The sequence below is a fragment of the Streptomyces sp. NPDC025273 genome, assembly GCF_040638585.1.
GTDB classification, from domain to species: domain Bacteria; phylum Actinomycetota; class Actinomycetes; order Streptomycetales; family Streptomycetaceae; genus Streptomyces; species Streptomyces cinereorectus.
In genome coordinates this window covers 1-13,840 of record NZ_JBEZYP010000025.1, presented here as the reverse complement: position 1 = coordinate 13,840, position 13,840 = coordinate 1, and the positions used below count along the sequence as shown (strand labels likewise).

The window sequence follows — 13,840 nt, the reverse complement described above, 5'->3', positions numbered from 1 at the left end:
CCGGCTCCGGCCCGGTACGCCCTCCGATTCGTGCCCCGGGAGGGGCTGTTGGCAGGATCACGCGGCACGCCGTCCGCGAGCACCGAGGACCGGCTCGCCCGGATCGAGCACCTCCTCACCCTGCCCTTCCCGGCCGGGGAGGAGAGCGAGGACAGCGGCGTACGCAGCAGCGGCCCCGGACACCACCTGCTGATCCTGCGGGCGAGCCAGGACTTCTGGGACGACCGGTCCCCGGAGCGCGTCGAACCGGCCGAGCGGGAGACCGAGGACGAATTCGGCGCCCTGGCCACCGCGCTCACCGAGCGCTGGGGCGAGCCCGGGACCGTCGACCTCCGGCCGTACCTGCGGGAGGGTGCGCCCGCCCCCGAACCGATGGGCCGGCTCTGCAATCTGGCGGGCGGCATGCAGGTCTGGCACCCCTCGCCGGACGCGTCGCAGGCCGGCGGCCGGTGGCTCGGACCGACCGTGGGCCAGGCCGACCCCGAGTTCCCCGTCCGGCTGCTCGCCGCCGTCGGGAGGACGGCGACCCTGCGGTGAGGGCGGTCCCGGTCAGAGCAGCGCGGGCTTCACGGACATCAGCAGATGCTGGTGCGCGGGGGCGTCCGCACCGTCCCCGCCGGTGATCATGGCGCGCTGCCCCGGCCCCATCAGGCTCATCCGGACCGTCGGATCCTCGAAGGAGGACAAGGCGTCCATGAGGTACGCGGGGTTGAAGGCCACCGTCATCTCCTCGGCGCCCTCCCACACGGCGGGCAGCCGCTGGGACGCGATGTCGTCCTCGTAGCCCGCCTGCAGCAGCACCGAGCCGTCCGGGCCGGGGGAGAAGGTCAGCTGCAGCGGACTGCCGCCGTCCGCGACCACGGAGACGCGCTTCACGGCCTCCAGCAGCCGGGCCCGGTCCAGCACCGCGACCGTGGGATCCGCCAGGGCGAACAGCTTGTCGTGGCGCGGCAGCCGGCCGTCCAGGAGGCGTACCGTCGTCCGCATACCGGCGTGCTCGAAGCCTGCCGAACCCGCGTCCAGGGCGACGCTGACTCGGCCCGGGCGGCCCACCGAGCGGGCGATCTCGGCCAGCCGGCGGGCCGACACCACGACTTCGGCCGTCGCGTCGGGCGCCGCCGCCCGCCAGGGCAGGGTGCGCACCGCGAAGCGGTACCGGTCGGTGGCGGCCAGCGTCATGGTGGAACCGTCGAGCCCGATCCGGATCCCGGTGAGCGCCGGCAGGGTGTCGTCCCGCCCCGCCGCCACCGTGACCTGGGCGACCGCCGCGCTGAACTCCGCGGCGTCCACCAGCCCGCGGACCTCGGGAAGGGGCGGCAGCGCGGGGTAGTCGTCCAGCGGCAGCACCGAGAGCCCGAACCGGGCACCGCCCCCGGACACCGTGCACCGCGAGCCCTCCACCGCGCACTGCACGGGCCCGTCGGGCAGCACCTTGCAGATGTCCAGCAGCCGGCGCCCCATGACGAGCACCTGCCCGGACCGCACGGTGTGCGCTTCCACCTCGACCCGGGCCGAGGCCTCGAAGTCCAGTCCGGAGACCCGCAGTCGGCCGTCGGCCACGTCGAGCAGCAGCCCGCCCAGTACGGGAACGGGGGACCGGGCCGGCAGCACCCGGGCGGCCCAGGCCACGGCATCGGTCAGTGCGCCACGCTCCATGCGGAATTCCACGGCGGCCTCTCTCGTCCGGCATACGACACGGTCGGGACGAACGCTATGCGGCACCACTGACACCGGCCGGCGGCCGACGACAGCGACCACCCCCGTGAGCCGCTGCCGCCGCACCCTTCCGACGCCCCCCCCGACGCCCTCCGGCGCGCCCCGGATCCGGGCCTCCGACGCCCCCCCGACGTCACCCGGCACTCCCGGAACACCCTGGGGACTCTAGGGGGACGGGGCGGCGGCCGGGGAGATTCAGTTCGCCCTGCGAGGCGGGTGCGGGGTATCGAACCGCACAGCCGGACCAGTAGCCTGCACTCCGGTTTTCGGCCAGGAACGGAGGACGGGTGCGCGCGGGGGAACGGGCGGACGACCTGCTGCGGATGTACCGGCTGGCGAGGAGGGGCGGTTCACCGGAGGTGCTGCGCCGGCTCGCCCAGCGGGCCGAGGGCTGGGCCGGGATCGTCGACGAGGACGGCACGGTGCTCCAGGCCATGGCCGGGAACACCCGGTGGCCGGGGTTCGAGGCCGCCGGGCTCGCCGCCGAGGGGGCGCGGGAGCTGACCGCCCGGGGCGCCGGTGCCTACTCGCTCGACCGCGACGGGTGCACCGCCCTGATCCTCCCCCTCGACACCACGTCGGGCCCCCGGGGCACGGTGCTCGCCGTCGTCGCGCCCCGGCCCCTGCCCGGCGGACTGGCCGCGCTGCTGGCCGACGCGACGATGCCCCTGGCCCTGTCCTGGTCGGCGGAGAGCGTCGAACGCAAACGGCGCCGGGTCGACCTCGCCGAGTCGAGGGGCCGGGAGGCGGTGCTGCACCTCCTGATGACGGGTCAGCTCTCCATCGCCCGCCAGGTGGCCGGCGCCCTGCGGCCGAGACTCCCCGACCCGGTGCGCGTCTGTGTCGTCGAGTGCTCGGGCGGACGGCGCGAGGAGGTGGCCCGGATCTGCGCGGACGCCTCCGGCGGCAGGACCTGGATCGTGCGCTGCCCGGTGTACGCCCGTCATCTCGTCCTGATCACGCCGGCCGGGGACGAGGCGGGACCGGAGCGGCCCGCGGACGGTGCCGCGGTCGGCGCGACCGTCGCGGCTCTGGTGGACGACTGCGTCGTGGGAGTCAGCGAGGAGGTGCAGCTGTCCGACACGGCGACGGCCTACCGGCAGGCCTTCCACGCACTCGCGGTCGCCCGCGGACTCCCCGGCCGTCACGCCAGGTTCGGTTCGTCGCCGGAACCCGCCCTGGTCGTCGGCGGCGCCGGGGCCCGGTGGGCCGACGCGCTGCTCGGGCCGCTCCTCACCCATCTGCCGCGCCGCCCGCAGGACCCGGGCAGCCAGGAGCTCGCGGCGACCCTCGCCTCCTGGCTGGCGTTCTCCTCCCACGCCACCCAGCACCTGAAGATCCACCGCAACACCCTGGCCGCGCGCCTGAGGGTGATCGGCGAGCTGCTCGGCCTGGACCTCCACCGGGTCGCGGACCAGGCGGCGCTGGACCTGGCCCTCTGCATCAGGTCCACCCCCGCACCGCGCCGCCCCGGCGACCCGGGCACCGGCACCCCGGCGGACCTCGACGCGATCCTGCGCGGCCCCGGCGTCCAGGAGTGGGCGTCCCAGCAGCTCGGCCTCCTCGCCCCGGCAGGCCCCACCGCTCAGGAGACGGTGCGCACCTGGCTGCGGTGCGAGGCCCGACTGGGCCCGACCGCGGCCGAGCTGGGCATCTCGGTGCCCGGGGTGCGCAAACGCCTCACCCGGCTGGAAGCCGTGCTCCGCCGCTCGCTGCTCCGGACGCCGAGCGCGCGCCACCACCTGTGGCTCGCGTTCAGGGCGGTGGACCTCTCGTCACCGTGAGTCCCGGGACGGGGAACCGGCGCCGTACGGCCGGGGAGGGTCAGCCCGAGGTCTTCGTGTACGTCAGGCTCTCGCCGGTGTCCGCGATCTCACGGCGCAGGCTGCCGTCGGGCAGCAGGGTCAGGACTGTGGGCCGGCCCGGGGTGCACGACGTCATCGGTTCGCCGACGGTGACCTCGGAGGAGCCGATGCGGACCGAGGAGCCGGGGGCGGGCTCGGTCTCCAGGGGCGCCTGGAACACGCAGTGGTACGAGCCCCCGGTGCCGAGCGGCCCGTCGGCGGTGAGGGACAGGACCGTGTCGCCCACCTCGCCCTGCTGGACGACGAGCCGGCGGGTGGACCGTCCGCCGTCGCCCTCGATGGCGGAGGACCAGGTGCCCAGGTAGCCCTCGGGGATGACGCCCGTACCGCTTTCCCCGTCGGGGGAGGGGCCTGGGCCGGAGGGGGAGTGGGACCCGGTCGAGGTGGGGGTCGGCGAGGTCGTGGTGCGTCCGTCGCCGTCCCTCATGAAGGTGTGGACCGACCAGCCGGCCCCGATCGCGACGAGCAGGGCGACCGCGACCAGCAGCACCGTCGGTCCCGTCGCGCGGCGGCGCCGCGGCGCGGGAGGAGGAACGGGGAAGTGGGGCGGGCCGTACGGCGCGGTGGGCCCGTAGCCGGTGCCGTACCCCGGGGCGGGCTGCCGCGGGTAGCCGTAGGAGGGCGGCGGAGGAGTCCGCAGGGGCGGAGGCGGTCCGGCGAGGGTGGGCTGCGCGTGCGCGGCGCCGGGCAGTCGCTGAGGCGCCCCCGGGGGGTGCGGGGCGGCCGGAGCACCCGGGGCTGTCACCGGGTGGGGGGCGTGCGGGGCCACCGGGGCCTGTCCGGCGGGCTGGTGCGGTCCCTCCTCCGGGTCCTCGGAGTCCAGCAGTTCCACCGCGTGCCGCCCGAGCTGGGCGATCAGCGCACCGGGCAGCCAGGGCTCCGCGGTCCCGGTCTCGCCCAGCCGCTCCAGGACGGCGTCCGTGGAGGGCCGCGCCCCCGGGTCCTTGGCCAGGCAGTCCCGGATCAGCTCGACCAGGTCCACGGGTACGCCGGTCAGGTCCGGGTCCTCCTGCGCGATCCGGAACATCAGCGCGTGGACCCCGCTGTCCGCCGCGCCGAACGGAAGCCTGCCGGTGGCCGCGTACGCGAGGACGGAGCCGAGGCAGAACACGTCGCACGCCGTCGTCACCCGCTCGCCCCGGACCTGCTCGGGCGCCATGAAACCGGGCGAGCCGATGAGCGCCCCGGTACGGGTGAGACCACCGTCGGTGACCGTGTCCAGCGCCCGGGCTATGCCGAAGTCGATGACCCGGGGCCCGTCGATCGTCATCAGGACGTTGGACGGCTTCAGGTCGCGGTGGATCAGCCCGGCGCGGTGGATGTCCTGCAGGGCACCCGCGAGCCCGGCCGCCAGGATGCGGACGGAGCGTTCGGGGAGAGGCCCGTACGCCCCCGACTCGGACACCGGGACGCCCGGACGGCCCGAGACGATCCGCTGGAGCGCCGGGCCGGCGACGTAGCCCGTGGCCACCCACGGCACCGTGGCGTCGGTGTCGGCGTCGAGCACCGGCGCGGTCCAGGAACCCCCGACCCGGCGGGCGGCCCGCACCTCCGCGCGGAAGCGGTCGCGGAACTGCTGTTCCGCCGCGAGCTCGGGACGGACCAGCTTGATGGCGACGGTGCGTCCGCGGTCGGAGCGGGCCAGGTACACCCTGCCCATCCCGCCCGCGCCGAGCCGGCCCAGCAGGCGGTAGGTGCCGATGCGTTGCGGATCGCCGGAGCCCAGCTTCTCCATGGTGCTCTTCCTCCCCCGTGCGGTCGTGGCCGACCGAGGACGAGAATAGCGGCGGGCTCCGCGGACCGGACCGAGGGCCGGACGCCGCGTTCCCGGCACCTTCGTCGGCGGAAACGGGTACCCGCCCGGCGGTTCCCGGACGGGTGATTCGTTATTCGCCCCGCGGGTACAAGAGAGGCTGCGCGCGCATTCTTTCCGGTCGTCGAAGTTTTGCGCATGCCGAACTCCCGCGGCGATTATCCGCGAGATGATTGTGCTACCCGCAGGTAATAAATGGATTCGCCGGAGCGACGGCCGGCAGTCCGCACGTGAAACGCGGCATTGCGGGCAGGGGACGTATTGCGGAGTGGCGGGCGGGGACTGTCGGAATATTTCGGCTCGGTCAGCCTCGGCGGAGAGTGTTCACGCCTATGGAGACGCTGTGCGGTACCGCCACGGTTGCAACCCAGTCCGTCGACAATCCGAGATCCCGCACCGCCCACGCGTCCGGGGTGCCCGGGACACCCGCCGCGACCCTGGCGGGGTCCGGGTGATCCGGGTGGGTCTCGATGCTCCTCAGGTCGGCGGCCAGGCCGATGCCGACCGCCTTGAGCACCGCTTCCTTCCGGGTCCAGCAGCGCAGGAACGCCCTGCTCCGTTCGATTCCTGACGGAGCGTCGCGGACATGACGCCGCTCGGCCGCGGTGAGCGCGACCTGCCCCATCGAGTCCGTGTCCAGGACGCGTACCCGCTCGACGTCGACGCCGACCGGGACCCGGGCGACCGCGAGGATGCAGCACCCCGCGGAGTGGGAGAGGCTGATCCGGTAGGGGTTCGGAGGGCTGACCACCGCCGGTGGTCCATGCCTTTGGTTCCCGCAGCCGGGACAGGGAAGCCGCCCCAGTTCGATCTTCGCCGGATCGGCGTCGAGGAGCTCGGACAGTGCGCGCCGGGTCCCCGCGCGGCCGGCGGCGAACTCAGCTGCCGCGGCGGGGTTTTCGAGGCGGCTCAGCCGGTCGCGCTCGCCCGGGTCCAGGAGGGCGAGATCGGCCGGATCGGGCTTCTCCGCGGCCGACAGCCACCATCGAACGGTCACTTCGGTCGCTGCCGGAGCGTGGGATTCGGTCATTGGGGGAGGGTAGGCGGGCCCATCGCGTTCCAGTGCTGGATGGCCTCTACCGGACACCCTCGACTCCGCTCCGTGATCTCGTGATCACATACCGCAGGGTAAGCGGAATGTGAAGGGTTCGAATAGACGGCCAGGATGCAGCTTGGTGACATTTTCGTGCCACTGGGTGGAGTCGGGACCGGCTGGAGGTGAAATCGCGGACTCGATCCGTCCGCTTGTGCCGGGCGGCCGTTGACTGGTTCACGTCCGAGATCTAATGTCTGGGAAAGTTGGACGTTGGCGCGTTAGTGCCCCAAGGGAAACGCAATCGATTTATCGGTCAACATCCTTTGGCTCTGCGGTGCCCTTTGGGGAATGAATCCAGCACGGGTGATTGTTTCCCGTCTGGCATATTAGTGAACGAGGGAGCGGAATGGGTTCGGTGGTGACGGATGCGCCTGACGGTGTGTGCGGTGCTGATTCCGTGGAGCGCGCGCTGCTGGAGGCGCGGGCGCTGATCGAGTCCTCGGTGTCGCTGCATCGCAGCCGGCCCGGCGGTGCGTCGCTGCTGGTACGTGCGGACGACGGCTCGGTGGACAACGCGGTGAAGCGGGTCATGGCGGGTGCGAAGTACTCGGCCCATCTCGCGGTCACGGGCAACTGGAAGCACTCGGCCGTGGTGATCAAGGCGGTGGCCGGGGCCGTGGCCCCGCCCACGACCCCGAGAAGGCGGGGTCAGCTGGCGGTGCGCCTGCTCGCCGCAGGCCGGGCGCTCGAACTGTCCGCCGACTGCCGGCAGGGGTTCGCCGACACCTCGCTCGAAGTGCGCATGACGAACGGTGAGCTGCGTGAGGCGCTGATCGTCGACGGCCGGACCGCTCTGGTCCAGTCGGGCGACGGAACGGGTGGCAGGCACGCGGCGGTCATCACCGACCCGGCGGCGGTCGGAGCACTCGATCTGCTCTTCGCCGGTGCCTGGGCCGTGGCCCGTCCCGTCGCGGACGAGCTCCGCCTGGACCGCAGTCTGCGCAGCGAACTGGCGCGGCGGATCCTGGAGCAGCTTCGGGCGGGGCGCACCGACGACGTGGCCGCGCGGGAGATCGACGTGTCCCTGCGCACCTACCGGCGCCATGTCGCCGCGATCATGCGCGTACTCGGGGCGAACTCCCGTTTTCAGGCAGGAGTTCGCGCGGTGGAGCTGGGGTTGCTGGAACGGTGCTGACCCGTCGGCCCGTGCAGTGACACCCGCAGTGGATCAACGGGGGCAACAGGAAGATGACCAGGACGACACCTGCGACGGGCCCGGGTGCAGTGGGCGACGAAGGGCGTGGACCGAAGAGCGCCGGTGAGGAACCGCTCAGACAGCCCGATGCCGGGCCGGACAGGGCGGAGGAGGGGCAGGACGCCATCGAGCAGGCGCTGCTCCAGGTCCGGGCCCTGATCGAATCGACGGTGGAGCGGCACCGCAACAGGGTCTCGTGGGACCACCAGATCATCGCCGTGGACGGCCAGCGGGCGGAGGTGCTGAGCGAGGCGCGCAAGCTGGTGCTGCAGGCGCGGTCGACCCTGGACGTGGTGCTGGCTTCGGGGCCGAGCTGCGGTACGGAGGCCAAGGGGTCCCTGCGTGAGCTGACCTACATGGTGCCCGAGACCGTCCGCCTGCGGCTGCTGTGTTCGCCGGCGATGATCGACGAGGACTTCGTGCGCGAGCAGCTCGCGAAGGGCTCCCCCATCGAGATCCGGGTGGCCCGGGTCCCACCCCTGCAGGCCGTGATCGTGGACGGAGCGGTGGCGCTGGTCTCTGCCGAGTCCTCGACCGGCCGCCGCGCCTCGCTCATCAAGGTGCCCGACGTCATCAGCACGCTCCGCACGCTGTACGAGGGGGTGTGGCGCAACGCGGTGCCCGCCTACGCGCGCATCACCTTCGGTGACCACTGCCGCACCGATCTCGCCCGGCAGATACTCGGGGCCCTGCGCGCCGGGGTCACCGACGAGGTCGCCGCACGGGAACTCATCGTATCCGTACGCACCTACCGGCGGTACGTCGCGGAGATCATGACGCTGCTCGACGCCAGTTCCCGCTTCCAGGCGGGGGTCAGGGCCGCTGAACTCGGGCTGCTGAACGGCATCGAGAGCCTGGGGCAGCCCTCGGCGCCACCTTCCGAGGGGACCTGACGGACCGTAGGCGGCGGTCCGTGCTGGCAGCTTCCTGAAGTTGCCGTTGTCGGGCCGGGAAGCGGAAGGCTACAACTGGCTGCGTCGACCGGGGTCACCTGTGCGCCCCGGCGGAGTACCGCCAGGAAGTACCGCTGACGCGAGGTGCGAACAGAATGAAGGCCGGCACGGACGGCGGAGGGTTCCGCCGCCACAGGGCTGCGACGTCCCGCCGGAGGCTGCTGGTCCTGCCGCAGGCGGGAGGTCACGCAGCGTGCCCTCGCCGGGGCGCGGACACCGAGGTGCGGGTCCCGTGCCGGAAGGCCGCCCACGGTTGCGACCCGCTCGTCCCGCGCACGGGGGACGAGGTGATTCCGGTCGCCGGGGTCGCACGCTCCGGCGGCTCGGACGGGACGACTCCGCGAGGGCCGGCCGTGGGGGCCTTCGGGCCGCCCTCGCTCCGCGCCGGCGCCGCGAGCACGCGGACCCGCTGTCGGCGGGGCGCCCCGCCGGCCGGGCGTCCGGTCCGCGGCTGCGCCGGTGACCACGATCGCGGGATGACCGGGACCGGCGTCGCTCCCGCCCGGCACGCCCGGAGGGGCTTTCCCGGACGCCACGTCCGTCTCATCGCCCGGCACGCCGAACCGACCGGTGCGCCGGCCGAATCCCTGGAGGGTGTTCGATGACCACCTTGACCTGCTCCGCCCTCGACCTGCCCCACGACAGCGGGGTGGGCGTGCTCAACAAGGCGTCCCTGCTGTTGAGCGTGCTGGAGGACGGCCCGGCATCGCTGTCCCGGATCGTCGTGGTCTCCGGGCTGACCCGACCCACCGCCCACCGGCTGGCCCTGGCGCTGGAGCGGCTCCGGCTGGTCACCCGTGACGCCAGAGGCCGGTTCCAGCTCGGGCCCCGGCTGGGCGAGATGGCGGTCGTGGTCCACGGTGACCGCATGCTGACCCTGGCCGGGACCGTGCTGGCGGAGCTGCGCGACCGCACCGGGGCCGGTGCCCGGCTGTACCGGCGCTGCGAGGCCGGGCAGCTGTGCGTGGCCGCTGCGGAGGTCCCCACGGCCGGGAAGGACGCGGTGCCGGTGGGTACCGCCTTCACCCTGCGGTCCGGTGCGGTCGCCCAGGTGCTGCTCGCCTGGGAGCACCCCGAGGTGCTGTACGCGGGCGTCAGCCGGGCGCGGTTCACCGCTGCCGCGCTGACACAGGTGCGCCGCCGTGGCTGGGCGCAGAGCTTCGGCATCTGGGACACCGACGCCGTCACACTGGCCGCTCCCGTGCGGGGTCCCGGTGGCCGTGTGGTCGCGGCGCTCTCCCTGTCGGGTCCGGCCTCGGTGCTGACCAGGGAGCCCGCCCGGGAGTTCGGCGGTGCCGTGATCGACGCGGCACTGCGACTGGGTGAAGCGTCTGACGGATGACCTCCCCCCACCAGGGCGGGTGGCGGACCCCGCTGACGCATCAGCAGGAGCCCGCGCCCCCGATGGAGTTCAGAATCCTCGGCCCCACGGAGATCTGGGCCCGCGGAACCCGCATCCCGCTCACCGCGGCCAAGCAGCGCACCGTGCTCGCCGCGCTCCTCATCGCGCCGGGACGGTTCGTCTCCGATCTGTGGCTCGCCGAACTGCTGTGGGGGGCCACACCGCCCGCGACGAAGTCCGCGCAGCTCTACACCTATATCTCACGGCTGCGGCGCAGCTGCGAGCCCGGCCTCCGGCTGGTGCGCAAACACCGCGGCTACGGCCTGGTCCTGGGGCAGTCCGGCTTCGACTGGAAGACCTTCCAGCAGCTCGCCGACCAGGGGCGCCAGTACCTGGCGCAGCGCCGCTACGCGGAGGCCGCGGCGAGCCTCGAACCCGCGCTGGGACTGTGGAGGGGTCCCGCCCTGGCGGACGTGACGGAGGTCCTGGCCCGGACCGAGCTGCCGCTGCTGGAGGAGGCACGCCTACGGGCGGTGGACCACCACATGGAGGCGGTCCTCGCCCTGGGCAGACACGACGCCGCTCTGCCGGAGCTCACCCGGCTGGTGGCGGAGAACCCCGCCCGGGAGTCGCTGCGCGGGCACCTCATGACCGCTCTGTACCGCTGTGACCGGCAGATGGACGCCCTGCGGGTGTACGAACAGGGCCGCCGCGTCCTCCAGGCGGAGCTGGGGGTGGCCCCGGGCGCGTCGCTGCGCGCGCTCCACCGCGCGGTGCTGCTGGAGGAGCTTCCCGGACCCGCCGCCGCCGAACCCCTCACCCTGACCGTGCGTCGCGCCGGGGCCGTACCCGTACCGCAGGGTGCGTCCGCGCCGGACGGTGTGCGGCGGGGCCGCGTCGCGCACAGTCCGTGGAACGGCCTGGTTCCCGCGATGCTGCCGATGGACGCGGCCGGGTTCGTCGGCCGACGTTCCGAACTGACTTGTGTCGTACAGGAGTTGCGCAGCAGTGTCAGTCCGTACCGGGGGGTCGTCCTGACCGGCGCGGCCGGGGTGGGCACCTCGGCCCTGGCCGTGCGCGCGGGGCACGTGTGCCGGGACGACTTCCGGCAGGGCCAGCTCTACATCGATCTGCGCCACGAGGGCGGCCGCCCCAAGGATCCGCTGGACGTACTCGGCAGCTTCCTGCGCGCGCTGATGTACGTACGGGCGGAAGACCTGCCCGCCACGCTGGACGAGCGGGTACAGCTGTACCGCAGTGCCCTGTCCCGTCGCCGGGTCCTTGTGGTGCTCGACAACGCGGTGGACGAACGACAGGTGCGGCCCCTGCTGGCGGGCGGCTCCGGCTGCCGGGTCCTGATCAGCGGTGGCCGGCAGCTCGTCTCGATGGAGGGCGTCAGGGCGGTGCCGGTCGGTCGGCTCGACGACACGGAAGCGCGGGAGCTGCTGTCCTCCCGTATCGGTCCGGAGCGCCTCCACGCCGAACCGGCCGCCACGGTGAAGCTGTTGGGGCTCTGCGAGGGACTGCCGCTGGCGCTGCGGTTCTGTGCGGCCCGGCTGGTCGCCCGCCCGCAGTGGCCGGTGGGCAGGCTGGTGGACGGGCTGGAGAACGGACAGGTGCGGCCGGACGAGTGGGGGGAGGGGGCCCGCGAGCTGTGGACCGCACTGCGGGCAGGCGTCATGCGGCTCGAACCGCCGCTGCGCCCGGTCCTGCGCACGCTGGCCCGGACGGAGCCGGGCGTCTTCTCGCCGGCCCGCGCCGCACAGCTGCTCAACTGGTCCGAGGACCGGGCCCGCAGGGCGCTGGACGCCCTGGTGGAAGGTGGTCTGCTGGAGCTCGCCGACGGAGCGCCCCGAGTGGGCGCGGCGGCCGACGTGGGCGCGGAGGTGACACCGGGCGGCTTTCCTCCCCTTGCGTCCGGCGGCCCGTCCGGCCTGCTCCCGGCGCAGGACCGCTACCGGTGCACACCGCTGGTCCGGCTGATGGCCCGTTAGCCGGCGTCCGCCGCGTGCGGCGCCCCTGACGCCGGCCCTCGCGGTCAGTCGGCCGAGGGACCGGGCGGAGGGGGCTGCACGTCGTTGATGAACGCCGCCAGCAACGCCGCCCAGCGCAGCCCCTGGTCGTCCGCCGCCGGGTCCTCCTCCGCGTACCCGATCTCCTCCGCGGGACCGCCCCCGCCGCAGACCTCGCCGGGATCCTGTGGATGGCACGCGTGCCACTGCGCCCCGGTCGGTGCCGCGGTGTCCGGCACCTCGGTCGGATCCGGTGCGGCGTCCTTGCCCATGTGTCCCTCCTCCTCGAACCGCCCCTGCCGGGCGTTGGCTCCAGGGTTGGGTACATACCTATGCGTTTTCTATATTCCGGCTCCTCGGATGCATACCTGGGCCCCGGCTCCCGGTCTGCTGGCAGCTTCCTGAAGCGGGTATTGCCGAGCGTGCCGCGCTCGCAGTTCCATGGACGCATCAGGCGCAGTGCTCGCCCCGATCGCGGAGCATGGCCTGTCCGGCGGGCGATCCCCCCCGTGCCGCCGGGACGCCGGGGGTCCGGCCCCTTCGGGGTCCGGGCCGTCGGGTCCGATGCGTGTCGTGCCCGCCGTGCACCTCCACGACGGCGCGAGCCCGCTGAGAAGAGGACGAGCACATGACTGTCACCACCCTGCCCGGTTCCGAGCTGCTCGCCCACATGGCGGCGCACGACCCGTCGTTCCGGGATCGGACGGCGGAATCCCTGCTCGCCGTCGAGAAGCGTCTGCTGGGCTGCGCGGCGGACGCACCCGATCCACGCGTGGCCGAGCTGGCGGGCCACATCGCGGCGGCCGGCGGCAAACGGCTGCGCCCGCTGCTGGTGCTGCTCGGCGCCGAGTTCGGGGAGCCCTGGCGGGACGGGGTCGTCGAGGCAGCCGTGATCGCCGAACTCGTCCACATCTCCTCCCTGTACCACGACGACGTGATGGACGGGGCGGAGCTGAGGCACGGAGTGGCCAGTGCCAACGCCGTCTGGGGTGCGCGCCTCGCCGTGGCCGGCGGCAACTGGCTGCTGGCCCGCGCGGCCCGGCTCGCCGCCGAACTGGGCCAGGACATGGTGCGGTTCCAGGCCGACGCGGCGAGCGAGCTGGTCGTGGGGCAGCTGCGCGAGATGACGGGGCCCGTCGAGGGCGAGGACCCCGTCGACCACTTCTTCCATGTCGCCTCGGGCAAGACGGCGGCCCTGCTCGCCATGGCGCTGGGGGCCGGCGCTCTGCGGGCGGGTGCCCCGGCCGCGTACGGACGCGCCCTCGCCGAGTACGGCCGCCAGCTGGGCATCGCCTTCCAGATCTCGGACGACCTCCTCGACCTGGTGGCGCCCGCCTCGAGCACCGGCAAGGAGCAGGGCGCCGACCTGGCCGCCGGGGCCCCCAGCCTGCCGGTGCTCCTGGCCGCCGCGGACCGGCGCCCGGCCGGTGCCGAGCTGCGGGAACTGCTCGCGGCCGGACCGCTGGAGGACCCGGACGACCGGCGTCGCGCACTGCGCCTGTTCGAGGATTCGCCCGCCCCGGCGGCTGCCGAGGCCCATCTGGTACAGCGGCTCGACCTGGCCCGGGCAGCGCTGGACGTGCTGCCGCCGGGGCCGGCGCACCGGTCGCTGCACGCCCTGTGCGACTACGTCGACTCACGCGTCGCCCGCACGGTGGACGCGGGGCACTGACCCGACCAGCAGACACGACAAGGGGTAGGACATGCCACGGGAAACATGGGGCGAACTGGCGGTGATCCGCGCCGAAGCGCTGCGCGGACCGAGTGACCGGGCGACCGAGGCGCAGCATGCCAAGGGCAAGCTGACGGCGCGGGAGCGCATCGAGCTGCTGCTGGATCCGGGTTCGT

The 13,840-nt window shown here is 73.7% G+C and carries 11 protein-coding genes; 7 read left to right on the top strand and 4 right to left on the bottom strand.

The features are described from left to right. Positions 1-48: 48 nt before the first annotated feature. Complete coding sequence (locus AB0F38_RS28875) at positions 49-537, top strand: hypothetical protein (RefSeq protein ID WP_361899489.1); 489 nt, start codon at positions 49-51, stop codon at positions 535-537. Positions 538-549: 12 nt separating this feature from the next. On the opposite strand, the gene dnaN is transcribed toward AB0F38_RS28875, so the two are convergent. Next, complete coding sequence (dnaN, locus tag AB0F38_RS28870) at positions 550-1,668, bottom strand: DNA polymerase III subunit beta (RefSeq protein ID WP_361899486.1); 1,119 nt, start codon at positions 1,666-1,668, stop codon at positions 550-552. Positions 1,669-2,039: 371 nt separating this feature from the next. Here dnaN and AB0F38_RS28865 point away from each other — a divergent pair, with 371 nt between their 5' ends. Next, positions 2,040-3,500, top strand: coding sequence for a helix-turn-helix domain-containing protein (locus AB0F38_RS28865; protein WP_361899622.1), 1,461 nt, complete (start codon positions 2,040-2,042; stop codon positions 3,498-3,500). A gap of 40 nt (positions 3,501-3,540) precedes the next feature. Here the strand turns inward: AB0F38_RS28865 and AB0F38_RS28860 are convergent, their stop codons facing one another. Both AB0F38_RS28860 and AB0F38_RS28855 read right to left on the bottom strand, forming a co-directional pair. After that, entirely contained in the window at positions 3,541-5,316 is a 1,776-nt protein-coding gene (locus AB0F38_RS28860) for a serine/threonine-protein kinase (RefSeq protein ID WP_361899483.1), read from the bottom strand. A gap of 382 nt (positions 5,317-5,698) precedes the next feature. Then, entirely contained in the window at positions 5,699-6,424 is a 726-nt protein-coding gene (locus AB0F38_RS28855; protein ID WP_361899480.1) for a 4'-phosphopantetheinyl transferase superfamily protein, read from the bottom strand. 463 nt (positions 6,425-6,887) lie between these two features. Here AB0F38_RS28855 and AB0F38_RS28850 point away from each other — a divergent pair, with 463 nt between their 5' ends. The 4 genes from AB0F38_RS28850 to AB0F38_RS28835 all read left to right on the top strand — a co-directional run bounded on the left by AB0F38_RS28850 (position 6,888) and on the right by AB0F38_RS28835 (position 11,974). Continuing rightward, positions 6,888-7,625: a hypothetical protein gene (locus AB0F38_RS28850; protein WP_361899478.1), complete on the top strand. Its 738-nt coding sequence runs from the start codon at positions 6,888-6,890 to the stop codon at positions 7,623-7,625. A gap of 53 nt (positions 7,626-7,678) precedes the next feature. Then, entirely contained in the window at positions 7,679-8,578 is a 900-nt protein-coding gene (locus AB0F38_RS28845) for a LuxR family transcriptional regulator (RefSeq protein WP_361899476.1), read from the top strand. 691 nt (positions 8,579-9,269) lie between these two features. Further along, positions 9,270-9,980: an IclR family transcriptional regulator C-terminal domain-containing protein gene (locus AB0F38_RS28840; RefSeq protein WP_361899619.1), complete on the top strand. Its 711-nt coding sequence runs from the start codon at positions 9,270-9,272 to the stop codon at positions 9,978-9,980. Further along, on the top strand, positions 9,977-11,974 hold the full coding sequence (locus tag AB0F38_RS28835) for a BTAD domain-containing putative transcriptional regulator (RefSeq protein WP_361899473.1): 1,998 nt from the start codon (positions 9,977-9,979) through the stop codon (positions 11,972-11,974). Before AB0F38_RS28840 ends, AB0F38_RS28835 begins: the two co-directional genes overlap by 4 nt. Positions 11,975-12,018: 44 nt before the next feature. Here AB0F38_RS28835 and AB0F38_RS28830 read toward each other — a convergent pair whose 3' ends face one another. Continuing rightward, on the bottom strand, positions 12,019-12,264 hold the full coding sequence (locus AB0F38_RS28830; protein ID WP_361899470.1) for a hypothetical protein: 246 nt from the start codon (positions 12,262-12,264) through the stop codon (positions 12,019-12,021). A gap of 356 nt (positions 12,265-12,620) precedes the next feature. Between AB0F38_RS28830 and AB0F38_RS28825 the strand changes: the two genes are divergently transcribed. Next, complete coding sequence (locus AB0F38_RS28825; RefSeq protein WP_361899467.1) at positions 12,621-13,664, top strand: polyprenyl synthetase family protein; 1,044 nt, start codon at positions 12,621-12,623, stop codon at positions 13,662-13,664. Positions 13,665-13,840 lie beyond the last annotated feature (176 nt).